This window comes from Pseudomonas mendocina (assembly GCF_900636545.1).
GTDB classification, from domain to species: Bacteria; Pseudomonadota; Gammaproteobacteria; order Pseudomonadales; family Pseudomonadaceae; genus Aquipseudomonas; species Aquipseudomonas mendocina.
Genome location: NZ_LR134290.1, coordinates 2,068,963 through 2,092,507 on the forward strand (window position 1 = coordinate 2,068,963; position 23,545 = coordinate 2,092,507).

Annotated in this window: 23 protein-coding genes and 1 pseudogene; 11 read left to right on the forward strand and 13 right to left on the reverse strand. The window is 62.5% G+C overall.

Going from position 1 to position 23,545, the window contains the following annotated elements:
* The 10 genes from EL191_RS09515 to EL191_RS09560 all read left to right on the forward strand — a co-directional run bounded on the left by EL191_RS09515 (position 1) and on the right by EL191_RS09560 (position 7,210).
* Entirely contained in the window at positions 1-756 is a 756-nt protein-coding gene (locus EL191_RS09515) for a heme ABC transporter permease (protein WP_041978373.1), read from the forward strand.
* Complete coding sequence (gene ccmD, locus EL191_RS09520) at positions 753-929, forward strand: heme exporter protein CcmD (RefSeq protein ID WP_013715013.1); 177 nt, start codon at positions 753-755, stop codon at positions 927-929. Before EL191_RS09515 ends, ccmD begins: the two co-directional genes overlap by 4 nt.
* A complete protein-coding gene (gene ccmE, locus EL191_RS09525) occupies positions 926-1,414 on the forward strand; it encodes a cytochrome c maturation protein CcmE (protein ID WP_013715014.1) in 489 nt (162 codons plus the stop codon). Before ccmD ends, ccmE begins: the two co-directional genes overlap by 4 nt.
* Positions 1,411-3,384 (forward strand): heme lyase CcmF/NrfE family subunit, encoded by a 1,974-nt coding sequence (locus tag EL191_RS09530; protein ID WP_013715015.1) that lies wholly within the window; start codon positions 1,411-1,413, stop codon positions 3,382-3,384. The genes ccmE and EL191_RS09530 overlap by 4 nt, the downstream gene beginning before the upstream one ends.
* Positions 3,381-3,920: a DsbE family thiol:disulfide interchange protein gene (locus tag EL191_RS09535; protein WP_013715016.1), complete on the forward strand. Its 540-nt coding sequence runs from the start codon at positions 3,381-3,383 to the stop codon at positions 3,918-3,920. The genes EL191_RS09530 and EL191_RS09535 overlap by 4 nt, the downstream gene beginning before the upstream one ends.
* Positions 3,917-4,405: a cytochrome c-type biogenesis protein gene (locus EL191_RS09540; RefSeq protein WP_013715017.1), complete on the forward strand. Its 489-nt coding sequence runs from the start codon at positions 3,917-3,919 to the stop codon at positions 4,403-4,405. Before EL191_RS09535 ends, EL191_RS09540 begins: the two co-directional genes overlap by 4 nt.
* Positions 4,402-5,613, forward strand: a complete 1,212-nt coding sequence (gene ccmI, locus EL191_RS09545) for a c-type cytochrome biogenesis protein CcmI (protein ID WP_041978375.1) — start codon at positions 4,402-4,404, stop codon at positions 5,611-5,613. The genes EL191_RS09540 and ccmI overlap by 4 nt, the downstream gene beginning before the upstream one ends.
* A complete protein-coding gene (locus EL191_RS09550; RefSeq protein ID WP_080764263.1) occupies positions 5,610-5,936 on the forward strand; it encodes a hypothetical protein in 327 nt (108 codons plus the stop codon). Before ccmI ends, EL191_RS09550 begins: the two co-directional genes overlap by 4 nt.
* Before the next feature lie 177 nt (positions 5,937-6,113).
* Positions 6,114-6,617: a hypothetical protein gene (locus tag EL191_RS09555; protein ID WP_232005521.1), complete on the forward strand. Its 504-nt coding sequence runs from the start codon at positions 6,114-6,116 to the stop codon at positions 6,615-6,617.
* A gap of 137 nt (positions 6,618-6,754) precedes the next feature.
* Positions 6,755-7,210, forward strand: a complete 456-nt coding sequence (locus EL191_RS09560; RefSeq protein ID WP_080764264.1) for a hypothetical protein — start codon at positions 6,755-6,757, stop codon at positions 7,208-7,210.
* A 116-nt stretch (positions 7,211-7,326) separates the two neighbouring features.
* On the opposite strand, the gene EL191_RS09565 is transcribed toward EL191_RS09560, so the two are convergent.
* The 3 genes and pseudogenes from EL191_RS09565 to EL191_RS09575 all read right to left on the reverse strand — a co-directional run bounded on the left by EL191_RS09565 (position 7,327) and on the right by EL191_RS09575 (position 10,201).
* Complete coding sequence (locus tag EL191_RS09565) at positions 7,327-8,784, reverse strand: SLC13 family permease (RefSeq protein WP_041978379.1); 1,458 nt, start codon at positions 8,782-8,784, stop codon at positions 7,327-7,329.
* A gap of 83 nt (positions 8,785-8,867) precedes the next feature.
* Positions 8,868-9,736, reverse strand: a pseudogene (locus tag EL191_RS09570) (ion transporter).
* Between the two features lie 75 nt (positions 9,737-9,811).
* Complete coding sequence (locus tag EL191_RS09575) at positions 9,812-10,201, reverse strand: hypothetical protein (protein ID WP_013715024.1); 390 nt, start codon at positions 10,199-10,201, stop codon at positions 9,812-9,814.
* A gap of 159 nt (positions 10,202-10,360) precedes the next feature.
* On the opposite strand from EL191_RS09575, the gene EL191_RS09580 reads away from it, so the two are divergent.
* A complete protein-coding gene (locus EL191_RS09580) occupies positions 10,361-11,260 on the forward strand; it encodes a sterol desaturase family protein (RefSeq protein WP_041978524.1) in 900 nt (299 codons plus the stop codon).
* Here the strand turns inward: EL191_RS09580 and EL191_RS09585 are convergent.
* The 10 genes from EL191_RS09585 to gcl all read right to left on the reverse strand — a co-directional run bounded on the left by EL191_RS09585 (position 11,249) and on the right by gcl (position 23,441).
* Positions 11,249-11,920, reverse strand: a complete 672-nt coding sequence (locus tag EL191_RS09585; protein ID WP_041978381.1) for a helix-turn-helix transcriptional regulator — start codon at positions 11,918-11,920, stop codon at positions 11,249-11,251. The genes EL191_RS09580 and EL191_RS09585 overlap by 12 nt on opposite strands.
* A 149-nt stretch (positions 11,921-12,069) precedes the next feature.
* The gene (locus EL191_RS09590) at positions 12,070-12,432 is read right to left on the reverse strand and encodes a cupin domain-containing protein (RefSeq protein WP_041978383.1); all 363 of its coding nucleotides are present in this window, start codon (positions 12,430-12,432) and stop codon (positions 12,070-12,072) included.
* A 178-nt stretch (positions 12,433-12,610) separates the two neighbouring features.
* Positions 12,611-13,636: a DNA topoisomerase IB gene (locus tag EL191_RS09595; RefSeq protein WP_041978385.1), complete on the reverse strand. Its 1,026-nt coding sequence runs from the start codon at positions 13,634-13,636 to the stop codon at positions 12,611-12,613.
* A 261-nt stretch (positions 13,637-13,897) separates the two neighbouring features.
* Entirely contained in the window at positions 13,898-15,496 is a 1,599-nt protein-coding gene (locus tag EL191_RS09600) for a hypothetical protein (protein WP_232005522.1), read from the reverse strand.
* A 285-nt stretch (positions 15,497-15,781) separates the two neighbouring features.
* On the reverse strand, positions 15,782-16,696 hold the full coding sequence (locus tag EL191_RS09605) for an urea transporter (RefSeq protein WP_041978386.1): 915 nt from the start codon (positions 16,694-16,696) through the stop codon (positions 15,782-15,784).
* Between the two features lie 145 nt (positions 16,697-16,841).
* A complete protein-coding gene (gene pyk, locus EL191_RS09610; protein WP_041978530.1) occupies positions 16,842-18,257 on the reverse strand; it encodes a pyruvate kinase in 1,416 nt (471 codons plus the stop codon).
* Between the two features lie 91 nt (positions 18,258-18,348).
* Positions 18,349-19,653 (reverse strand): glycerate kinase type-2 family protein, encoded by a 1,305-nt coding sequence (locus tag EL191_RS09615; protein ID WP_041978389.1) that lies wholly within the window; start codon positions 19,651-19,653, stop codon positions 18,349-18,351.
* A 268-nt stretch (positions 19,654-19,921) separates the two neighbouring features.
* Positions 19,922-20,812 carry a 2-hydroxy-3-oxopropionate reductase gene (locus tag EL191_RS09620; protein WP_013715034.1) on the reverse strand — a complete coding sequence of 297 codons (891 nt, stop codon included), beginning with the start codon at positions 20,810-20,812 and terminating at the stop codon, positions 19,922-19,924.
* A gap of 13 nt (positions 20,813-20,825) precedes the next feature.
* A complete protein-coding gene (gene hyi, locus EL191_RS09625) occupies positions 20,826-21,608 on the reverse strand; it encodes a hydroxypyruvate isomerase (RefSeq protein WP_041978393.1) in 783 nt (260 codons plus the stop codon).
* A 57-nt stretch (positions 21,609-21,665) separates the two neighbouring features.
* Positions 21,666-23,441 carry a glyoxylate carboligase gene (gene gcl, locus EL191_RS09630; protein WP_041978534.1) on the reverse strand — a complete coding sequence of 592 codons (1,776 nt, stop codon included), beginning with the start codon at positions 23,439-23,441 and terminating at the stop codon, positions 21,666-21,668.
* Positions 23,442-23,545: the final 104 nt, after the last annotated feature.

Sequence of the window (23,545 nt, forward strand, 5' to 3'; positions counted from 1 at the left end):
ATGAACTGGACGTGGTTTCACAAATGGGGTTCGCCCAAGTGGTTCTATGAGATGAGTGGCCGCTGGCTGCCCTGGCTCAGCATCGCTGCCGTGTTGCTGACCGTCGCTGGCCTGGTCTGGGGCCTGGCCTTCGCGCCGCCGGACTACCAGCAGGGCAACAGCTTTCGCATCATCTACATTCATGTTCCTGCCGCTTTCCTGGCTCAATCCATCTACGTGACGCTGGCCGTCGCCGGCCTGGTCGGCCTGGTGTGGAAAATGAAGCTGGCCGACGTCGCCTTGCAGCAGGCAGCGCCCATCGGTGCCTGGATGACGGCCATCGCGCTGCTTACCGGAGCCATCTGGGGCAAGCCGACCTGGGGCACCTACTGGGTCTGGGACGCACGCCTGACTTCGATGCTGATCCTGCTGTTTCTCTACTTCGGCGTCATCGCCCTGGGCAATGCCATCAGCAATCGCGACAGCGCCGCAAAGGCCTGCGCCGTGTTGGCCATCGTCGGTGTGATCAACATCCCGATCATCAAGTACTCGGTGGAGTGGTGGAACTCGCTGCACCAGACTGCCACCTTCAAGGTCACCGAAAAACCCGCGATGCCGGTGGAAATGTGGCTGCCGCTGCTGCTGGCGGTGCTGGGTTTCTACTGCTTCTTCGGCGCCGTGCTGCTCTATCGCATGCGCCTGGAAGTACTCAAGCGCGAAGCGCGCAGCAGCTGGGTGAAGACCGAAGTGCAGAACCTGGTGGAGGGCAAGGCATGAGCTTCTCGTCCTTTTCCGAATTCCTCGCCATGGGCACCCATGGCGCCTATGTCTGGAGCGCTTACGGTATCAGCCTGGCGATCCTGGCGTTGAATGTGGTGCTGCCGATTCTGGCTCGCCGCCGTTACCTGCAAGACGAGGCGCGTCGTTTGCGCCGGGAGAAGTCGAAGTGAATCCGGTTCGCAAGAAACGCCTGTATATCGTTCTGGCCATCCTCTGTGGTGTCAGCATCGCTGTTGCGCTGGCGCTGACCGCGCTGCAGGAGAACATCAACCTGTTCTACACCCCGAGCCAGATCGCCAATGGCGAGGCGCCGGTCGATACCCGCATTCGTGCCGGCGGCCTGGTAGAAGAGGGTTCTGTGAAGCGCTCGGCCGATTCGCTGGAGGTGGACTTCGTCGTCACCGACGGCGCCCACGGCGTGACCATCCGCTACAGCGGCATCCTCCCGGACCTGTTCCGTGAAGGGCAGGGCATCGTTGCCCTGGGCCGCGTCAATGAAGAGGGCGTGCTGGTGGCCGACGAGGTGCTGGCCAAGCACGACGAGAACTACATGCCGCCTGAAGTCATGCAGGCGCTGGAAAAGAGCGGGATGATGCAAAAGCACGATGAGGCCAAAGCCGCCAAGCAAGGCTACCAACAGGAGAGCGCGCAATGATTCCCGAGCTCGGCCATCTGGCGATGATTCTGGCGCTGTGCCTGTGCCTGGTACAGGCGACATTGCCGCTGATCGGTGCCTGGCGCGGTGACCACCAGTGGATGAGCCTGGCGCAGCCGGCCGCCTGGGGTCAGTTCGCCTTCCTGTTGTTCTCCTTCCTGTGCCTGACCTATGCCTTCATGGTCGACGACTTCTCCGTCGCCTACGTGGCCAACAACTCCAACAGCGCGCTGCCCTGGTACTACAAGTTCAGCGCGGTATGGGGCGCGCACGAAGGCTCTCTGCTGCTGTGGGCTTTGATCCTGGCCGGCTGGACTTTCGCCGTGGCGATCTTCTCGCGCCACCTCCCGGAAGAGATGCTCGCCCGCGTGCTGGCGGTGATGGGCATGATCAGCGTCGGCTTCCTGCTGTTTTTGATCGTCACTTCCAACCCCTTCGAGCGTCTGCTGCCGAACTCGCCCGTCGACGGCCGCGACCTCAACCCGCTGCTGCAGGACTTCGGCCTGATCGTGCATCCGCCGATGCTGTACATGGGCTATGTCGGCTTCTCGGTGGCCTTCGCCTTCGCCATTGCCGCGCTGCTCGGCGGCAAGCTGGACGCCGCCTGGGCGCGCTGGTCGCGTCCATGGACCATCGTTGCCTGGGCCTTCCTCGGCATCGGTATCGCCCTCGGTTCCTGGTGGGCATACTACGAACTGGGCTGGGGCGGCTGGTGGTTCTGGGACCCGGTGGAAAATGCCTCGTTCATGCCCTGGCTGGTGGGCACGGCGCTGATCCACTCATTGGCCGTGACGGAAAAACGCGGTGTGTTCAAGAGCTGGACGGTGCTGCTGGCCATCGCCGCGTTCTCCCTCAGCCTCTTGGGGACATTCCTGGTGCGTTCCGGCGTGCTGACCTCGGTGCATGCCTTTGCCACCGATCCGGAGCGCGGCGTGTTCATCCTCGCCTTCCTGCTGGTGGTGGTCGGCGGTTCGCTGACGCTGTTCGCCGTGCGCGCACCGGTGGTCAGGAGCCAAGTCGGCTTTGGCCTGTGGTCGCGTGAAACCCTGCTGCTGGTCAATAACATCGTACTGGTGGTGTCGGCTGCGATGATCCTGCTCGGCACCCTCTACCCGCTGGTGCTCGATGCCCTGACCGGCGCCAAGCTGTCGGTCGGCCCTCCTTACTTCAATGCGCTGTTCCTGCCGCTGATGGCGCTGCTGATGGCGGTGATCAGCGTCGGCGTGCTGGTGCGCTGGAAGGATACGCCGCTGAAGTGGCTGGGCAGCATGCTGACGCCGGTGCTGGTCGCCAGCGTGGTGCTGGCGGTAGCCGCGACCTACTTGCATGGTGATTTCCATTGGGCTGTATTGGCCGTTTGCCTGCTGGCCTTCTGGGTGGTGCTTGGCGGTGTGCGCGACATTCTCGACAAGACACGACACAAGGGGCTGATCAAGGGCCTGCCGAGCCTGACTCGCAGCTACTGGGGCATGCAGATGGCGCACCTGGGGTTCGCCGTATGCGCCCTGGGCGTGGTCCTGACCAGCTTGGGCAGCTATGAGCGCGACCTGCGCATGGCACCGGGCGAGTCGGTGGAGCTGGCAGGCTATCGCTTCCAGTTCGACGGCGCCGTGCATCACGAAGGCCCCAACTTTATCTCCGACAAGGGCACGGTGCGTGTCTTCGATGGTGAGCGGCAGATCAAGGTGCTGCATCCGGAGAAGCGCCTGTATACCGTGCAGCAGTCGACCATGACCGAGGCGGGCATCGACGCCGGTTTCACTCGCGATCTGTTCGTTGCCCTGGGCGAGCCGCTGGAGCAGGGCGCCTGGGCCGTGCGTATTCACATCAAGCCCTTCGTGCGCTGGATCTGGCTCGGCGGTCTGCTGATGGCCTTCGGTGGCTTCCTTGCCGCGGCCGACAAGCGCTACCGGATCAAGGTCCGCACCCGCGTGCGCGACGCCCTGGGCTTGCAGGAGGCCAGCGCATGAGACGTCTTCTCCTGCTGTTGCCGCTGCTGGCATTCCTGGCGATTGCCGTATTTCTCTACCGTGGCTTGTTCCTCGACCCCTCCGAGCTGCCCTCGGCGCTGATTGGCAAGCCGTTCCCGGCTTTCAGCCTGCCGGCGCTGGACAACCCCGAGCGCACCCTGGGCGTTGACGATCTCAAGGGCAAGCCCGCGCTGGTCAACGTCTGGGCCACCTGGTGCCCGGCCTGCCGCCACGAGCACCCGGTGTTGAACAAGCTGGCCGAGGCAGGTGTGGTGATCCACGGCATCAACTACAAGGATCAGCGCGAGCCGGCGCAGAAGTGGCTGCGTGACCTGCACAATCCCTATCAGCTCAATATCGAAGATGCCAAGGGCAGCCTGGGCCTGGACCTGGGAGTGTATGGTGCACCGGAGACCTTCTTCATCGACGCCAAGGGCATCATTCGCCACAAGTACGTCGGTGCCATCGACGAGCGCATCTGGCGCGAAAAACTGGCGCCGATCTATCAGGAACTGGTCGACGAGGCCCAGCCATGAAGCGTTTGCTGATGTCCGCCGGTCTGGCGTTGGGCCTGTTGGCCAGCGCGCATGCCGCCATCGATACCTTCGAATTCGCCAACGAGGCCGAGCGTCAGCGCTATCGCAACCTGATCGAAGAGCTGCGCTGCCCGAAATGCCAGAACCAGAACATCGCCGACTCCGATGCGCCGATCGCCATGGACCTGCGTGGCGAAATCTATCGCATGCTCGAAGAGGGCAAGAGCAACGAGGAGATCATCGACTTTCTGGTTTCTCGTTATGGCGACTTCGTGCTCTACAAGCCACCGCTGACCAGCCGCACGCTGCTGCTCTGGTACGGCCCTGCCGGCCTGCTGCTGATTGGCTTCGGCGTGCTTGGGGTGATCGTCTTGCGCCGCCGTGGCCAGCAGAAGGATCGCTCCGCCGCTGGCCTCTCCCTTGATGAGCAGGCGCGCCTCGACGCGCTGCTCGCCCAAGCCTCTCAGGACAAGAAAGACCAATGATCGATTTCTGGTTGCCCGCCGGGCTGCTTTTGCTGACTGCCCTGGCGTTTCTGCTGATTCCGGTACTGCGCATTCGCAAGCTGCAGGCCGAAGAAGACCGTACCGCACTCAACGTCACCCTCTATCAGGAACGCCTGCAGGAGCTGGAAGCCCAGCGCCAGGCCGGTGTGCTCGATGATGCGCAGATGCAGGCCGGTCGTGCCGAAGCGGCGCGCGAGCTGCTCGACGATACCGAAGGCGTGCAGCGCCGCAGCGGTGTGCTCGGCGGCAAGATCCCGCTGGTCTCGGCGTTGCTGGTGCCGGTGCTCGGCGTGGCCCTGTACCTGCACTGGGGCGCGCTCGATCAGGTGGAGCAGACACGTCAGCTGGCGGCCATGCAGCCGCAGAGCATCGAGGAAATGACCGCGCGCCTGGAGCAGACCGTCAAGCAGCAGCCGGACTCCGCCGAAGGCTGGTACTTCCTTGGCCGTACCTATATGGCGCAGGAGCGTGCCGGCGACGCCGCCAAGGCCTTCGAGCGCGCCGTGGAGATCGCCGGGCGCGCCCCGGAACTGCTCGGTCAATGGGCGCAGGCGCTGTATTTCGCCGAAGGCAAACAGTGGAACGAGCAGTTGCAGGGGCTCACCGACGAGGCGTTGAAGACCGATCCGGAAGAGGTCACCAGCTTGGGCCTGCTGGGTATCGCCGCCTATGAAAGTCAGCGCTATGCTGATGCAGTGCGCTACTGGGAGCGTCTGGTCGCCGTGCTGCCGGAGCAGGACCCGTCCCGCGCGGCCATCGCCGGCGGCATCGAGCGCGCCCGGCAGCAGATGGGCGAGGGCGAGCAGAGCAGTGCTGCCGCCGAGCCGAGCGCCAAGGTGCATGCCCTCGAAGTCAGCGTGTCGTTGTCGCCCGAGGTGCAGCAGAACGTTCAGCCGGACGATGCCGTGTTCGTCTTCGCCCGCGCACTCAGCGGCCCGCCGATGCCCCTGGCGGCCAAGCGCCTGAAGGTCTCCGACCTACCGGTGCAGATCAGTCTCTCGGATGTGGATGCGATGATGCCGGAACTGAAAATTTCGCAATTCGACCAGGTGCAATTGGTGGCGCGGGTCTCCCGCGCTGGCAATGCTACCCAGGGTGAGTGGACGGGCCAGACCGGCCCGGTGGCCAATACCGCCCGCGGCGTACAGACGCTGTTGATCGACCGCCGCGACGGGCAGGCACAGTGAGGCGCCTGGCGTTGGTTTGCGCACTCGGACTTGGTCTGAGTGGCTGTGTACTGCAGCAGCCGAGTGCGCCAGGCGGCGATCTTCCGCCGGTGCAGCAGCCATCGCACCCGCGCTACGCACCGCCGCCTGGCGTGAAAAGCCATTGGAACCCGGCGTTGGGCGTCTATGTGGTCGAAGGTACGAGGGATCTCTATTACCGTGAGCGCATCTTCTACCGTTGGGACGGTGGCTGGAGCTGGTCGCCACAAGCCGGAGGCCCATGGAAGGATACCGACAGCTCGGGCATCCCACCGGGGTTGTACCGGCACTATCAATCTCGGTGAGGCATCTGCCTTGTCCTTCAACGGCGCCTTGGGCGCCGTTTTCCATTAATCCGTCAGCCTCTTCGGGATGCATCTCGGTTCACATGGCCGCATACTCCCTTGCCGCAATGATTGACTGCGCACTTCAGCATCTTGAAAGAGCAAGAACACTTCACCTGTATAACTAAGGGACAAGACATGAGTGATGGAGCACTTTTAACGGCTTTGGCACAAGCCATTCCGGGGTTCTCGAAGGAATCCATAACGGTGCCAGGAGTTGATGAACGGCAAGGCGATTACAAGCACATCTATTGGCTGGACGCGTTGTTGGGTGAACGTTATCTCTGTTATGTCGAATGGAAGGAATTTGATCCCTGGGGCGTTGATGGATTGAATGCCTTAGTGCCGGTTCAGCAGGCCGGCATTACCCTGTCCACCGACAGTCTTTATGACGAGCAGGGTTTTCCGGTTCAGGCAATCAGTCGTGAAGAGTTTATGTACGATGCCGGTGGCTTTTACCTACCGGTGTTACAGCAGCAATTGCAACAGGCCGGGTTGCAACTGCTGGAAGTCGGCATGCTGCAGCGTGATGGCAATGTCTATCTGCATGAAAACCCGCGTTTCATTTGTGTCACCACTGGCCAGCCTGAAATCGAGCAACTGAACCTGCAATTACAACAGCGAGGGTTGGTACTGTGCTGAGGCCTTCGTATTTAATTCCCGCTACGGCTGGCCGGTTAGCGATCTTTCTGATCGTTTTGTTGATTGCCAGCGGCTGTACGTCTCGTTCGGTGCGCTGGATGCACCCGACGCCCTCGAAAGAGCTGTTGTTGCAAGCCATGACCGATCTGCAGGGTCTTCATGTTTACACCGGCCTTGATCACAGAGATAACAGCCTGCTAAGTCGTGAAGAGGCGTCGAGAATGCTGGCGGATAACAGCCTGATTACCAGTGAGACGCCAAATTTCATGTTGGTCAGCTTTAGCGGTAATGAAATCAGTATTGTTGGGTATAACCAGTATTACCGGCCAAAAACGCAGGATTATCGCAGTCCGATGATTTATCGCTATCGCGGGCAGCTAAAGCGTGCTGTTTATAGCCTGCCGCATATGGCACCAGAGATTGGTGATTTAAACGTGACCTCGAAGCCGATTGAAAATGTGCAGCTGTGGTTGCTGAATGAAAAAAAGACGGTCTACCCGGATTTTAATGGCACGCTGACGTTCAAGTCCTGGAGCGGCGAATATATAGCGATCAGCGCATTTACCACTCGAAGTTGGGACAGTATTTTTTAAGGTGCTTCGAATAGTTTGGGAAGCGTCCGGTATCAAACGTATCTTTCCCTCGACAAAAGTGAAGAATCATAAAAAACGGCGCCCGAAGGCGCCGTTCTTGTTCGTGCGATCCAGGCTCAATGCGCCCAGATAATGCCTACCAGCAAGTAGCAGATCAGCGTCACCAGCACTACGCCGAACAGGTTGAGGGCGAAGCCCGCCTTGATCATCGACTGTATCTTCATATGTCCGGTGCCGAACACGATGGCGTTGGGTGGCGTCGCCACCGGCATCATGAAGGCGCAGCTGGCAGCGATGGCCGCAGGAATCGCCAGCAGTTCGGCCGGCATACCCTGCGACACTGCCAGGGCGCCAAGCAGGGGCAGGAAGGCAGCGGCAGTGGCGGTGTTGGAGGTGACCTCGGTGAGGAAGATGATCACCAGTACCACAACGCCGATCATCGCGATCACCGGCAATGCGCCGAGCGCGCCGAGGCTCTGGGCGATCCATTCGGCAAGGCCGGTGCTGCGGATCACGCCAGCCAGCGACAGGCCGCCACCGAACAGCAGCAGCACGCCCCAGGGCAGTTTGCTGGCGCTTTCCCAGTCCATCAGGAACACGCGCTGCTTGGTGTCCACCGGGATGATGAACAGTGCCAGCGCCGCGGCGATGGCGATGCTGGTGTCGTTGACGCCCGATACCCATTCGCCGATCAGCGGCTGGAACACCCAGGCCAGTGCGGTAACCACGAATACCAGGGCGACCAGCTTCTCGCCGCGACTCAGCGGGCCCAGTTCGGCCAGTTCGCTGCGGATCAGCTGCGTGCTGTCATGTCCGGCCAGGTTGAAGCCGCCGCGGGTCAGCCACCACCAGATGAATGCCAGCATGAGTACGGCCACTGGCACGCCGAGCAGCATCCACTGGCCGAAACCGATCTGCACGTCGTAGTTGTCGGCGAGGAAGGCAGCGAGCAATGCGTTCGGTGGTGTGCCGATCAGCGTGGCGATGCCGCCGACGCTGGCTGCATAGGCAATCGCCAGCAGCAGGGCGGTGGCGAAGCGTTCACGGTCGGCGTCGCTCGCACTCTTCTCGCCGGTGAGCATGCCAATCACCGACAGGCCGATAGGCAGCATCATGATGGTGGTGGCGGTGTTGCTCACCCACATGCTGAGAAAGGCCGTGGCCATCATGAACCCGGCGATCTGCCTGCTCGGCTTGCTGCCCATGGCCAGCAGCGTCATCAGGGCGATGCGCTTGTGCAGGTTCCAGCGTTCCATCGCCAGGCCCAGGACGAAACCACCGAGGAACAGGTAGATGGTAGGGTTGGCATAGGGCGCGGTTGCGGCGTTGAGGCTGTCGATGTCCAGCGCCGGGATCAGCAGGATTGGCAGCAGCGAGGTGGCCGGAATCGGAATGGCTTCGGTCGACCACCAGGTGGCCATCAGCAGGGTCAGACCGATGGTGGCCCAGGCGGCGCTGGACAGCCCGGCTGGCGGCTCGGTGAGCAGACACACGAGCAATAACAATGGGCCCAGGATCAGACCAATCCAGGCTGCCTTGGCGGGTGCCGTGGATTCATTGGTGGTAACGGCCATGGCGCGCTTCCTTCAGCTAAAAAGTCGGGCTTTATAGCCCACAGGGCGACTTTATGACCACGCGATGGCCAATCGGTTTTGCTTCAGTCTGTTTCAGGCGCGCTTCGCGCTGGCGATGAGGGCTCGGCCTGTCTGCTGAACAGCGGCCCACCACAGCGGCTACAGAACGCCGCGCTGTACTCGTGGCGGTTCTTTCTGCAGTGCGGGCAATCGTGTTCCATCAGCCCGTCCTGGCGCATGGCGTTGGCCAGTTCAGCTGTGAAGATGCCGGTCGGCACTGCGATGATCGAGTAGCCGGTGATCATCACCATGGTGGCGAGCATCTGGCCGATGGGTGTCTGCGGGGTGATGTCGCCGAAGCCTACGGTGGTCAGCGTCACCACTGCCCAGTAGATGCTGGTGGGGGGATGCTGGTGAAACCGTTGGCCGGCCCCTCGATGACGTACATCAGTGCGCCATACACCGTGACCAGGGTCGAGACGCTGACCAGAAACACCACGATCTTCTGCTTGCTGCCGCGCAGTGCCACCAGCAGGAAGTTGGCCTGGGTCAGGTAAGGGCGCAGCTTGAGTACGCGGAAGATGCGAATCATGCGGATGACGCGGACGATCATCAGGTACTGCGCATCGGCGAACAGCAACGCCAGGATGGCCGGCAGCACTGCCAGCAGATCCACCAGCCCGAAGAAGCTGAAGGCATAGCGAATAGGTTTTGGCGAGCTGTACAGACGCAAGCCGTATTCGATGGCGAAGAGGACGGTGAAGCCCCACTCCAGCACGCTGAACAGCCCGGCGTACTGATTGTGGATGCGTTCGATGCTGTCGAGCATCACCACTACTAGGCTGGCGAGGATGGTCACCAGCAACCAGTTGTCGAAGCGCTGCGCAGCCGGTGTGCTGGTTTCGAAGATGATGATGTACAGGCGCTGGCGCCAGCTTTGCCGGTTTTCCATGGCAAGGTCCAAGTCAAGCGAAAGGGCACAGCCTAGGCAGGAAGGCGCAGCGAGGGCAAGGCGTGCTTGCCGCTCTTACTCGTCTTCCAGCGACGACTCCTGCCTGGGATCACCGAGCACGAAGGTTTCACCGGTGACTGCCGTTAGCCAGCCGGTACCCATGTTGCGCAGCAACCAGTGCCATTGGCCGTAGCGGCTGGTCAGCGTGCCGGTGGCGTAGCAGGGGCCGTAGAGATACCAGTCGTGTTCCTGGCGGTGGGTGATGACGATGGCGTGGCGGAGGAACTCGGCGACTTCCTCCGCGCTCACGCTGTAGTCCTTGCAGTTGTCCAGGGCCGTGTTGGGGCCCTGGCCGATCTCGATAACTTCGATCCGTTCAACCGGCCCGATCACCGTCATCAGTTCGTCAGCCAGCAGCGGTGTGGCCAGTAGTTGCAGGCTCAGACCCAGAATCCATCCTTTCATGTGTACATCGTTCCTTGCTGGCAGCTTTCAAGTGGTAGTCGCGACTATAGAGGGCGCGGGCTGCTTTCGGTATGAACAGCGTCAAGGATGCGTGGTTTGTTCAAGCCTGAGAGGGGTGCCTGGCAGCAGGCTATGGGCTCCGACCTCAAGGAGAACACCATGCTCGATGCACTGCTGCGTTATCTCTATGCCCCCTGTTTCGGCTTCGGCCTGATCGCGCTGGCGATCGTTCTGGTGGGCGACTGGCACCTGGGATTGTGGTGCCTCGCGTTTCTGCTGTTGCTGGCCATCGGCTTGTCCGCGCTGGTCGAAGCGCAAGTGCCTTATCAGCCCGAATGGAACCAGCCGCGCCGCGATGCATGGCGCGACCGCATACATGCCGTGATCAACGAAACACTGAACAGCCTTGGCGTGCTGAGTATTCCTCTGCTGGCGACACTGCTGCCTGTCCGTGACCCCTGGCCGCATGCCTGGCCGTTCTGGTTGCAGGTGCTTATGGCGATCATCGTCGCCGACCTTGGCATCACCCTGATGCACTGGCTCAGTCACCGCAGTGCCTGGCTATGGCGTCTGCATGCCGTGCATCACTCGGTGCGGCGTATGTACGGCCTCAACGGCCTGATGAAGCATCCGCTGCACCTGGGGCTGGAAGCGCTGGCGGGCACCTTGCCACTGATAGTGCTGGGCATGCCGGTGGATATTGCAGGCGTTCTGGCCTTTGCCATCGGCGTGCAACTGCTGCTGCAGCACAGCAATGTCGATATGCGTATCGGCCCATTGCGTTACCTGTTTGCCTGGGCGCCGGTGCATCGCTTTCACCACTTGCGTTATGGCCGGGCGGGGGACGTGAACTTCGCGCTGTTCTTCAGCGTCTGGGATCGTCTGCTGGGCACGGCGTTTCACGCCGATTACCAGGTGGCCAGTGATGATCTGGGGATCGGCAGTCAGCCGGACTACCCTGACGATTATCTGGCGCAGTTGGCCGAACCCTTCGTTGCTCGCGCGGAGCATGTGGCCGCCCCCGTTCTGCCGCGCGGTTTGCGCCGCTCAGTCGACTAGTTGCGGTTGCAGGTTGTGCAATGCCCGCGCCTGGATGCCGAACATGCTACGCACCGTGCGGGAGAAGTGTGCCGAGTCGGCGAAATTCGCTGCGTGGGCGGCATCGGTAAGGTTGTTGCCGCGTAGCACCATGGCCAGCGCCAGGCGCAGGCGCCGCCAGAGCACCAAGCGGCGGATGGAGAGACCGACCTGATCGCCGAACAGGCGCTCCAGCTGGCTCAGTGACAAGCGAACCCGGCTCGCCAGGTCGAGGGCGTCGATCTTTTCCAGCAACAGCGCGTCGATGTCGAGCAGCGCCTGCTCCACGCGCCGATCCAGAGCCGGTCGCGGCCAGTGGCGCAGGTGTTCGACGAGGGCCTGTGGGGCTGTCGGGGCTTCGTCTTGCAGGGCCTGTAGCTGCTCGAGGCGGAATGAAAGGGGTTCGGCATACAGCGCCAACATCGGCTGGCCCGATTCGATAAAGGCATGTGGCTGCATCGAGGGGACCAGCAGGCGACGGCCCTGCACCCGCTCGCCATCGACCATCAGGCGCAGCTCGCCGTCATGGGCCAGCATCAACTGGTGTGCGTAATGAGCATGCGCGTGGGTATCGCCAGCGTATCCGTCGAGCAGGCAATAGTCCCTGGCCAGCCACAGTCGTCCTTGCCAGCCGGTATTCATGGACGGTGTGGCGTGCGGTTGGCGAGATCAGCGAGCGCTATGTTCATCGGGGCTTTCTGGCGTGGTTCGGTCCCGATCATACCTGCTGAAGCGGCGCGTAGGGTCTTTCAACCAGCCCCGCATCAGTCGCCGATCACGCCGCCGTGGGTTCAGTCGACAGCCAGGTAATGCTTGGTGAAGCTGTCGCTCACGACCTCCCAGAGGGTGCTGGTGCCGCTGGCGACGAAGAAGGCGTCACCGGCTTTGTAGTGCGCGGTTTCGCCAGTGGCCTCGTTGGTGATCTTCACCTCGCCGAGGGTTACCACTGCCTGTTCGTGGAAGGTGTAGGGCAGGCGGAAACGGCTGCGACGCACGCCAAAGTAGCCGGCGCTGACCGACTCGTCCTCGGTGGCAAAGGTGGTCAGGGCGAACATGGCGTTGTCGCCGTCGAGCATCTCGACACCGATGTCCTCCAGGGTGCCGGACAGTTCCAGTTCGTCCAGGGTGATGCCTTGCTTGATGCTGTGCAGCATGTCGTTCTCGCTCGATAAGGGGCTGAAGAGGCCATGCACGCTAGCAGGGTCGAATAAGTGGGCCAGTCGTGGCTGCGACATCGGTTGCCAGGGAAACGTCCTACCTGCAGTTGTGCGGTCTTTTCCTAAGCGCGGCTTCGGCTGCAAGGTGGGCCTGGCATTGGGGGAGCGTGCGGTCTCAAGCGGGTGGCAGTTTCTCCAGAAAGCGCATCAACAGGCTTTCTTCCGCGCGCAGGCCCTTGCGCGGCGTTGCCATGCGAATGCCGGCCAACTCGCCGGCCTGGAAGGCTTCGAGCAAGGCGGGATGGATGTAGCACTTGCGGCAGACGGCCGGCGTATTGCGCAATTGCTCAGCCACTTGTTTGACCATGGCCACCACATGTTTCTTGGCCGCGCTTTCCGGCTGCCACTCGAGCTCGCGCAGCAGCGTCAGGGCCAGCGCGCTGCCGGCCCAGGTGCGGTAGTGCTTGGCGGTGAAGTCGGCGCCGGTCAGTTCACGCAGGTAGTCGTTGATGTCGGTGGAGGTCACGGCGCGACGTTCGCCATCCTCGTCCAGGTACTGGAACAGGTGTTGCCCGGGCAATTCCAGGCAACGCTGGATGATGCGGGCCAGGCGGCGGTCACTGACCTGCACCTCGTGTTCGATGCCGCTCTTGCCACGGAAGTGAAAGCGAATTGTGCTGCCTTGCACCTCGACGTGACGGTTGCGCAGGGTGGTCAGGCCATAGGAACGATTCTCCCGCGCGTAACGGGCGTTGCCGACCCGGATCAGGGTGTTATCCAGCAGCATGATCACGGTGGCCAGCACTTTCTCACGGCGGTGTTCGCGCAGGCTCAGGTGCTGCCGCAGGGCTACACGCAGTGCTGGCAGTGCCTTGCCGAATGCCAGCAGGCTGGCGTACTTGTCCGCATCCCTGATTTCGCGCCAGCGCGGGTGGTAGCGGTATTGCTTGCGCCCGCGGGCATCGCGGCCTGTTGCCTGTAGGTGGCCGTTGGGAAATGGGCAGATCCACACGTCGGTATAGGCGGGCGGCACAGCCAGTGCATCGATGCGAGCCACCTCCTGTTTGTCGCGGATACGCTGGCCCTGGCTGTCGAAATAGCAGAACTTGCCACGTAGCTTGCGGCGGCTGATGCCCGGCATGCTGTCGTCGACATAGCGCAGGTCGGGCGGTAGATCGATATCGCCAGGCACTGGGCTCATTGACGCATCTCCCGATGGTGCGCAAAGACGAAAGGCGAAAGGGCGTTAGCAAGGCAGAGGACAACGTCGGACATTGGCGTCGCTCGTCGTGGCAGATATGAATTAGCCCACCTAACGAGGTAGGAGTTCACTCTTTACCAGCGGAAAACCGGAGCTTGATCTTTGTGTCTCTCCAGTCGCTCGAGCCTGGGGATCGAAGCGCACAGAGTCGGCAGTCGCCGCATGGCCTTTGAAGCTCTCAGCTTTTCAAACCGTCGAACGCTACTGCTCTTTCTTGCGTGTCCAGTAAACCTCGCCGTCGACGATGACATCCTCTGGTTTGGCCTTGTCTGAATCTTCCAATACTGCAAAGAAACGGCGCTCTTCTCCTTGCGCAGTCGAGAGCACGAGGGCGTAGTCCTCGAAGCGATAGGTCGAGGTGACACTATCGTCGCGATTGTTGGTGGCGATGATGTAGCTGGTGCCGAAATTCCCGGCGAAGAAACCGCCTCGCTTGTGCGTGACGGTGCCATCCGGGCGGAATATGAAAGACCGGTCCCGTCGAGAGCCGCCCATACCAACATTGAGGAAGTAATAACTTTGATCAAGACGTGTATCAGGCGATAGCGATGCGAGCTCCTGGGCTTTGGAAAGATCGATCTCGCTGCCATCACGCGATAGCGTGATCTTGCCTGTCCAGCCTTTCGACCAGGTCAGCCAGTGCTCCGATTCACGTGTCTTCGAGGCGGTTACATCGAGGTCGGTGAAGGGGAAATTCCAGGTGTGGTGATAGGCCGTCCCGTCCAAAAGCAGGACGTAGATATCTTCTTCTCGGCTGGTGTAGCCGTTGCCAAAGCCGTCCATACGATTCTGAAAATCCGCCACGTAGAGCACGCGATCAACCTTGTTCATGGCGATACCTTTGCCCGGCCCGGCGTAGACCTCGGCGGCTTCTGGAGGCCTGTGCACGAGGCCGGCTTCGTCATTTGCCCGGGCAAGGGGCTCCTTCGCCTGGTCCAGCGTGAGGAGCTGGCAATCGCGAAGCGATATCTCGGCATTCTTGCCATCGATGACGTTGCGAGGCTGGCCGACAACGACCATGTTCTGGCCGAGGGCATTCTTCATTTGCGTCTCCTGCGCTTTGTCCTGGAAGCTCCGGCAGGACAGTGAGAAGCGTGATTGCTGCGCCCCGCGCCACTCGCGCAAGCGATTGTCGGAAACAACGCGGCCGTAGCCTGCGACCAGCCCCTGGTTCTTCAGGTACGTTTGCAGGCGGTCCTCGCGGGCATTGCGCAGATTGCGATCCTTGAGTGCTCCTTCGTAGGAACCTACGTTGGCCATTTCCGCGTCGGCCAGAACCGTCAGGTGAGCCAGGCCCACGGGCTTCACTTTTGTGGGTGATGTGCTCGATGGTTTCTCTGCTATATCCAACCCGAAATTACCTACCAGGCGGCGCAGCTTTCGTATTACGGGTTTGATTGCGTACTTTTCATCGGCCAGGAAGGTCGCCAGGTCCGTGCAGTGTGTGGAGTCCTCTGCGAGTGCCTGTGCTATCTGCGAGCGCGCGCGGGTGAGATTGCTCTCCATCTCTTTGCGAAACGCATCACTATTGCGCGAGAGCGCGTTTATGACCTTATCGTATTCGGCAATATCGTTGCGGTGGCTCCAACTCGCCAGCGCATCGCGTCGCATGCTTTCGCTGTCAGGACTGCGCTCGTCGCAAAATGCTTTGATCGTTCGCGCCGTCATCACCCGACTGGCCGCTTCGGAAAGCGTGGCGTTTAACTCGGCTCCCGTAGCGGCTGAAATTGGCGACAGCCAGCACGCCAATACGGTAATAGCCAAAGCGGGTAACCGTATTGAAGTGTCTTGTGCGCTCACTGGGCAACTCTCCGTGTCGATATTGGTTGTTGTGAAACGCGGGCTGGCCCTGGCTATTTATTTCACCGGCTCAGCCATGGTCCTTCACTAGGAAACAGGGTGCTTGCAGACTCTGAGTCGCACTCGAAGACACGAGTTCCTGATGTCTCCCAACGCTCTCGGGAGCAGGCCACGTTTTAAACATAAACCAATCCAGCGTTCGCCGGTCTGGGCAGCGTTCCCAATTCTGGCTACCTACATGCGAGTCAGGCTCCTTGCGCTCGCTGATGTGTTCGCAGGGCGATATTAGCCTGTGGGCGTGCCGTCCTTTACTGCGCGAAGCCAGCTTTGTGCGCCGGCTCTGATCAGCCAGCAGGCGAGTATGAAGGGCATGGTCAGGGCGGGCAGGCCCAGTGCGCTGAAACCTGGTTGCAGGATCAGGGCAAGCAGGATTCCCACTGCGGGGATCAATGGGCAGCGATAGACCTGGGCCAGGGCGATGGCGGCGAGTGTGGCGTTGTAGCCGTAGAGACCGGCCAGGGCAGCATCGCTGGGCCAGCCGCTTAACAGCATCAGGGCAAGTCCTGCGCTGGAGCCGAGCAGTGCCCAGAGCGCTGTACGGCCGTCAGCCAAACGCAAACCGAACAGCAGGCACAGGCCGGCCAATGGCGAGTCGAGGAAGATGACCTGGCCCAGGCCGCGCAGCACCGCGAGCATCAACTGCAGGACGCTCAGCTGCGGCTGTTCGGGGGCATGGCTGGGCTGCGCAACTGGCAGCTCGAGTTGGACGATCAGTGCCAGCAACAGCCAACCGAGCAGCACGAAGGGAAAGGTGAAGGCGGGCAGCCAACCATGCTGGCGCATGCGCCGCATCCAAGGCGCAAGCAGCAGGCTGGAAAGGGCAGCGCTGGCGCTGATCAGCACGGGCAACAGCGGTGTCCATGGCAGTTTCAGGCAGAGTAGCAGGCCGATCAGGATGCCGTTGTAGCCGTACAGGCCGATGGCGATGTCCGCTTGCGGGTAGTTACGGCGTTGCGCGACCAGCATCGAGGTCAGGCCGCCGAGCAGGGCGCCGGGCAGCAGATGAGGGGCGCCGATGAGGATCGCCAGCAGCACCAGCACGCCGCAGCCTGGGTGCTGTTGCAGGAAAATCTGGGCGAAGCCGCAGAGCAGGGCGCGCAGGCTTTGCAGGGCAGGGTGTGAGGTTGGTAGTGGAGGCATGATGTCTGTGCCAAGAGTCCTCTCCCCCAAGCGGAAGAGGGGCGCCGTCCGTGTCGCTTGGAGGAGTCCTGTGGGGTGCGCCGTGCGCACCGCTAACTGGTCGCAAGGTGCGCAAGGCCTAGGCGGCCCCGCGACACCCTACGGCTCAATGCAGCGTTTCGATCCTCAGGCTGTTGGTGCTGCCAGGTTGACCGAAGGGTTCGCCGGCGGTGATCACCACGGTTTCGCCGCGCTTGGCCATGCCCTGGGCCTGGGCAATCTCCAGCGCGGTGCTGGTGACCTCCTCGACCCTGCGCAGGCGCTCGTTGACCACCGAGTAGATGCCCCAGGCCACTGTCAGGCGGCGGGCGGTGGTTAGGCTCGGGGTGAGGCTCAAGATCGGCGCCTTGGGCCGCTCGCGCGAGGCGCGCAGGCTGCTGGCGCCGGACTCGCTGTAGTTGACCAATGCCGCCACCGGCAGGATCGAGCTGATGCGGCGAATAGCGCAACTGATGGCGTCGCTGGCGGTGGCTTCGGCTTGAGGGCGACCGACGTCGAGTTGAGTCTGGTAGTCCGGGCCATTTTCCACCTGGCGGATGATCTTGCTCATCATCTGCACGGTTTCCAGCGGGTAGTCACCGGAGGCGGTCTCGGCCGACAACATCACTGCATCGGCGCCTTCGGCCACGGCGTTGGCTACGTCGGTGACCTCGGCGCGGGTCGGCGCCGGAGAGAAGCGCATGGATTCGAGCATCTGCGTGGCCACCACTACCGGGCGGCCGAGCTGGCGGCAGGTGCGCACGATGTCCTTCTGAATGCGCGGCACGTTTTCGGCCGGCACCTCCACGCCCAGGTCTCCGCGCGCCACCATGATGGCGTCGCACAGCTTGGCGATTTCTTCCAGGTGGGTCACCGCCGACGGCTTCTCGATCTTGGCCATGAGGAAGGCCTTGCCTTGAATCAGCTCTCGGGCTTCGACGATATCTTCCGGGCGCTGCACGAAGGAAAGCGCCACCCAGTCCACACCCAGCTGCAGGCCGAAGGTCAGGTCGCGGCGGTCTTTCTCGGTCAGCGGCGATAGCTGCAGCACGGCCTCAGGTACGTTGACGCCCTTGCGGTCGGACAGTTCGCCACCGGCGATCACTTCGGTAATCACGGCATCATTCTGCTTGGCAGTCACTTTCAGGCGCAGGCGGCCGTCGTCCAGCAGCAGGCTCATGCCCGGCTGCAGGGCTTCGATGATTTCCGGGTGGGGCAGGTTGACCCGGCTGGTGTCACCGGGCGTCTTGTCCAGATCCAGGCGCAGGCTCTGGCCGTTGACCAGTTGCACCTTGCCTTCGGCAAAGCGGCCGACGCGCAGTTTCGGCCCCTGCAGGTCCATGAGGATGCCGATAGGCTGGTTCAGCTCGCGCTCGACTTGGCGCACCCACTGGTAGCGCTGGGCGTGATCGGCGTGTTCGCCGTGGCTGAAGTTGAGGCGAAACAGGTTGACCCCGGCTTCCACCAATTGGCGGATATGCGCGGCGTCGCGGATGGCCGGGCCGAGGGTGGCGAGGATTTTCACTTTCTTGTCGGGAGTCATCTGGCAGGCCTTGGTCATGAGTTTTGTTGATGGCGTTGCGGCGTAGGGCGGGTGCAACCCGCCACCAACGCTTTGGCGGGTTGCACCCGCCCTACAGGGAGGAGCCCGGTGGTTCTGCACCTGCAGTTTCCAAGGTTGCGAGGATCAGAATGGCGCGGAAGTCGTTGACGTTGGTGCGCGTCGGACCGGTGACGATCAGCTCGTCGAGGGCGGCGAAGTAGCCATAGCCGTTGTTGTCGTCCAGTTCGTCGCGGGCGCTCAGGCCCTTGATGCCAGCACGGGCGTAGCTGTAGGGCGTCATGATGGCGCCGGCGTTGTCTTCGGAGCCGTCGATGCCATCGGTATCACCGGCCAGCGCGTAGACACCGGGCAGGCCCTTGAGGCTGTCGGTGAGGCTGAGGAGGAATTCGGCATTACGCCCGCCACGGCCCTTGCCGCGCACGGTGACGGTGGTTTCGCCGCCGGAGAGGATCACGCACGGCGGTTTGATTGGCTGGCCATGCAACTGCACCTGGCGGGCAATACCGGCATGTACCTTGGCCACGTCGCGCGACTCGCCTTCCAGGTCGCCGAGGATCAGCACCGGGAAACCGGCGGCTTCGGCCTTGGCTGCGGCGGCGTCGAGCGATTGCTGCGGCGTGGCGATCAGCTGGAAGTGGCTGCGCGTGAGTACGGGGTCGCCCGGTTTTACCGTTTCCGAGCGTGGATCCTGCAGCCAACTACGCACATTGGCCGGGATGTCGATGGCGTAGCGGGCAAGAATCGCCAGGGCGTCGGCCGAGGTGGTCGGGTCGCCCACGGTGGGGCCGGAGGCGATTACCGTGGCTTCGTCACCGGGCACGTCGGAGATGGCATAGGTGTAAACGGTCGCTGGCCAGCAGGCCTTGGCCAGGCGGCCGCCCTTGATGGCCGAGAGGTGCTTGCGCACGCAGTTCATCTCGCCGATGGTGGCGCCGGATTTGAGCAGGGCTTTGTTGATCGCCTGCTTGTCCTTGAGGCTGATGCCCTCGGCCGGTAGCGCCAGCAGCGAGGAGCCGCCACCGGAGAGCAGGAAGATCACGCGGTCGTCTTCGGCCAGGTTCGACACCAACTCCAGCACGCGGCGGGCGACGCGCTCGCCGGCATCGTCCGGCACCGGGTGCGCGGCTTCGACCACTTCGATCTTCTTGCAATCGGCGCCGTGCTCGTAGCGGGTCACCACCAGGCCGCTGACTTCGCCTTGCCACTCTTGCTCGATTACCTCGGCCATGGCTGCAGCGGCCTTGCCGGCACCGATGACGATGACGCGGCCGCTACGGTCGGCAGGCAGGTGATCGGCCAGTACCTGGCGTGGGTGTGCAGCGGCGATGGCGGTAGCGAACAGGTCGCGCAGCAGGCTTTGCGGGTCGAAGGTCATGGTGGTGGTCTCTTGCAGATCGATTCCAGTCCGCAGATGCCGCGCGCAGCATCTGGGGAGTGGAATCGACCAACCTGGCAATCGGGCCGTGACACCTCCTGCCAGGAAGGTCGAAAGGGTGGGCCAGAAGCAAAGTCCCTCTCCCTAACCCTCTCTCATAAATGGGAGAGGGGACTGGCTTGGCGTACGCCGGAAGTCCGTGCAACGCCGAGCGGCTCGTCTCCCCTCTCCCACATGCGGGAGAGGGGCCGGGGGAGAGGGCGCTCTGTTACTCGCCGCGGATATTGAAGTTGGCCATATGCTCCAGACCCTTGATCAGGGCAGAGTGGTCCCAGCCGCTGCCACCGAGGGCCGCGCAGGTGCTGAACACCTGCTGGGCGTTGGCGGTGTTGGGCAGGTTCAGGCCAAGCTCGCGAGCACCGGACAGCGCCAGGTTGAGGTCCTTCTGGTGCAGGCTGATGCGGAAGCCCGGATCGAATGTGCCCTTGATCATGCGCTCGCCGTGCACTTCGAGAATTTTCGAGCCGGCGAAACCACCGGACAGCGCCTCGCGCACCTTGGCCGGGTCGGCACCGTTCCTAGCAGCAAACAACAGCGCTTCGGCCACTGCCTGGATGTTCAGTGCGACGATGATCTGGTTGGCCACCTTGGCGGTCTGGCCGTCACCATTGCCGCCGACGCGGGTGATGTTCTTGCCCATGGCCTGGAACAGCGGCAGGGCACGTTCGAAGGCGTTCGGGCAGCCGCCGACCATGATTGACAGGGTCGCGGCCTTGGCGCCGACTTCGCCGCCGGACACCGGGGCGTCCAGGTAGGCGGCGCCGGTGGCCTTGATCTTCTCGGCGAAGGCCTTGGTGGCGGAGGGCGAGATTGAGCTCATGTCGATCACGATCTTGCCGCTGCCAACACCGCTGGCAACACCGTCCGCGCGGAACAGCACGTCTTCGACCTGCGGGGTGTCCGGCACCATGACGATGATGAATTCGGCTTCCTGGGCGACTTCCTGCGGGTTGGCCAGCGCGACGGCCCCGGCCGCTACGAGGTCGGCCGGAGCCGGGTCGTGATGCTCGGAAAGGAACAGGGTGTGACCGGCTTTCTGCAGGTTCTGCGCCATGGGTTTGCCCATGATGCCGGTGCCGATAAATCCGATTTTTGCCATGAGATGAGTCTCCTCAGATTGCGTTATGCGCCTTCATCCAGCCGAGGCCGGCAGCGGTGGTGGTAGCCGGCTTGTATTCGCAGCCAATCCAGCCCTGATAGCCGATGCGATCCAGGTGCTCGAAGAGGAAGCGGTAGTTGATTTCGCCGGTGCCCGGCTCGTTGCGGCCCGGGTTGTCGGCCAATTGCACGTGGTTGATCGCGGCCAGGTTGTTTTCCACGGTACGGGCCAGGTCACCTTCCATGATCTGCATGTGGTAGATGTCGTACTGCAGGTACAGATTGGTGCTGCCGACCTTGTCGCGGATGTCCAGGGCCTGCTTTGTGGTGCTGAGATAGAAGCCGGGGATGTCGCGTGTGTTGATGGCTTCCATGACCAGGCGAATGTCGGCGCCGGCCAGCTTGTCAGCGGCGTAGCGCAGGTTGTCGACGAAGGTCTTTTCCACGGTCGCGCAGTCCACGCCCTGCGGGCGGATGCCAGCCAGGCAGTTGATCTGCTGGTTGCCCAGTACCTTGGCGTAGGCGATGGCCTTGTCGACGCCAGCGCGGAATTCCTCAACGCGATCCGGGTGGCAGGCGATGCCGCGTTCGCCCTTGCCCCAGTCGCCGGCCGGCAGGTTGAAGAGCACCTGCTCAAGCTTGTTGGCGTTCAGGCGGGCCTTGATCTCTTCGACCGGGAAGTCATAGGGAAAGAGGTATTCCACGCCGCTGAAACCGGCTTCGGCGGCAGCGGCGAAACGGTCCAGGAAGTCCACTTCGGTGAACAGCATGGACAGGTTGGCAGCAAAACGGGGCATGGTTGGCTCCTTGTGTTTGTCTCCCCTCTCCGCAGATGGGAGAGGGGATTGGTTGCGTCAGTCGAGCAGCGAGATGGCGGTCGGGGCGTCGACGCCGCGCTCGGCCAGTTCCTCGAACTCGTTGATGGCGTTGATCTCGGTGCCCATGGAAATGTTGGTAACACGCTCCAGGATGATCTCCACCACCACCGGCACGCGGTGCTCGGCCATCAGGCGCTTGGCTTCGGCGAAGGCGTTCTGCAGCTCGTTCGGGTCGAACACGCGGATCGCCTTGCAGCCCAGGCCCTCGACCACGGTGACGTGGTCGACGCCATACCCATTGAGCTCCGGCGCGTTGATGTTCTCGAACGCCAGCTGCACGCAGTAATCGATGTCGAAGCCGCGCTGGGCCTGACGGATCAAGCCCAGGTAGGAGTTGTTCACCAGCACGTGGATATAGGGCAGGTTGAACTGCGCGCCGACGGCCAGCTCCTCGATCATGAACTGGAAGTCGTAGTCGCCGGACAGCGCCACCACATTGCGACTCGGGTCAGCCTTGACTACACCGAGGGCTGCCGGAATGGTCCAGCCCAGCGGGCCGGCCTGGCCGCAGTTGATCCAGTGACGCGGCTTGTACACGTGCAGGAACTGCGCGCCGGCGATCTGCGACAGACCGATGGTGCTGACGTAGCAGGTGTCCTTGCCGAAAGCTTCGTTCATCTCTTCGTACACGCGCTGCGGCTTGGCCGGCACGTTGTCGAAGTGGGTCTTGCGCTGCAGGGTGCGCTTGCGCTCGCGGCAGGCTTCGACCCAGGCGCTGCGGTCCTTCAGCTTGCCGGCGGCTTTCCACTCGCGGGCGACTTCCAGAAAGGCGTCCAGTGCGCTGCCGGCGTCGGAAACGATGCCCAGATCCGGGTTGAACACGCGGCCGATCTGCGTCGGTTCGATGTCGACGTGGATGAACTTGCGGCCTTCGGTGTAGACGTCGACCGAGCCGGTGTGGCGGTTGGCCCAGCGGTTGCCGATGCCGAACACCAGGTCGGAAGCGAGCAGGGTGGCGTTGCCGTAGCGATGCGAAGTCTGTAGACCGACCATGCCGACCATCAGCTTGTGATCATCCGGAATCGCGCCCCAGCCCATCAGGGTCGGCACCACCGGCACGCCGGTCAGCTCGGCGAATTCGACCAGCTTGTCCGCCGCATCGGCATTGAAGATGCCGCCCCCGGCGACCAGCAGCGGACGTTCGGCGTCATTGAGCATGGCGATGGCTTTTTCGGCCTGAACGCGGCTGGTGCTCGGCTTGGCCACCGGCAGCGGTTCGTAGGCGTCGATATCGAATTCGATCTCGGCCATCTGCACGTCGAACGGCAGGTCGATCAGCACCGGACCGGGGCGGCCGCTGCGCATTTCATGGAAGGCCCGCTGGAAGGCGCGCGGCACCTGGCCGGGCTCCATCACGGTGGTGGCCCACTTGGTCACCGGGCCGACGATGCTGGTGATGTCCACCGCCTGGAAATCTTCCTTGTGCATGCGTGCACGCGGCGCCTGGCCGGTGATGCAGAGGATCGGAATGGAGTCGGCGCTGGCCGAATACAGGCCGGTGACCATGTCGGTGCCAGCCGGGCCGGAGGTGCCGATGCACACGCCGATGTTGCCGGCGTTGGTGCGGGTGTAGCCCTCGGCCATGTGCGAAGCGCCTTCGACGTGGCGGGCCAGGACGTGATCGATGCCACCGAGTTTCTTCAGTGCGGCATACAGGGGGTTGATGGCAGCGCCGGGGACGCCGAACGCGGTATCGACGCCTTCGCGGCGCATCACCAGTACGGCTGCCTCGATTGCTCTCATTCTGGCCATGACCATTGTTCTCCGAGTCAGTGGTTTTTTCTTCTTGGGAACAAGGATGACGGCTGTACCGGTGCGGCGGAATTGTTGGATACTTCAGTTCTGTCGATACTTGG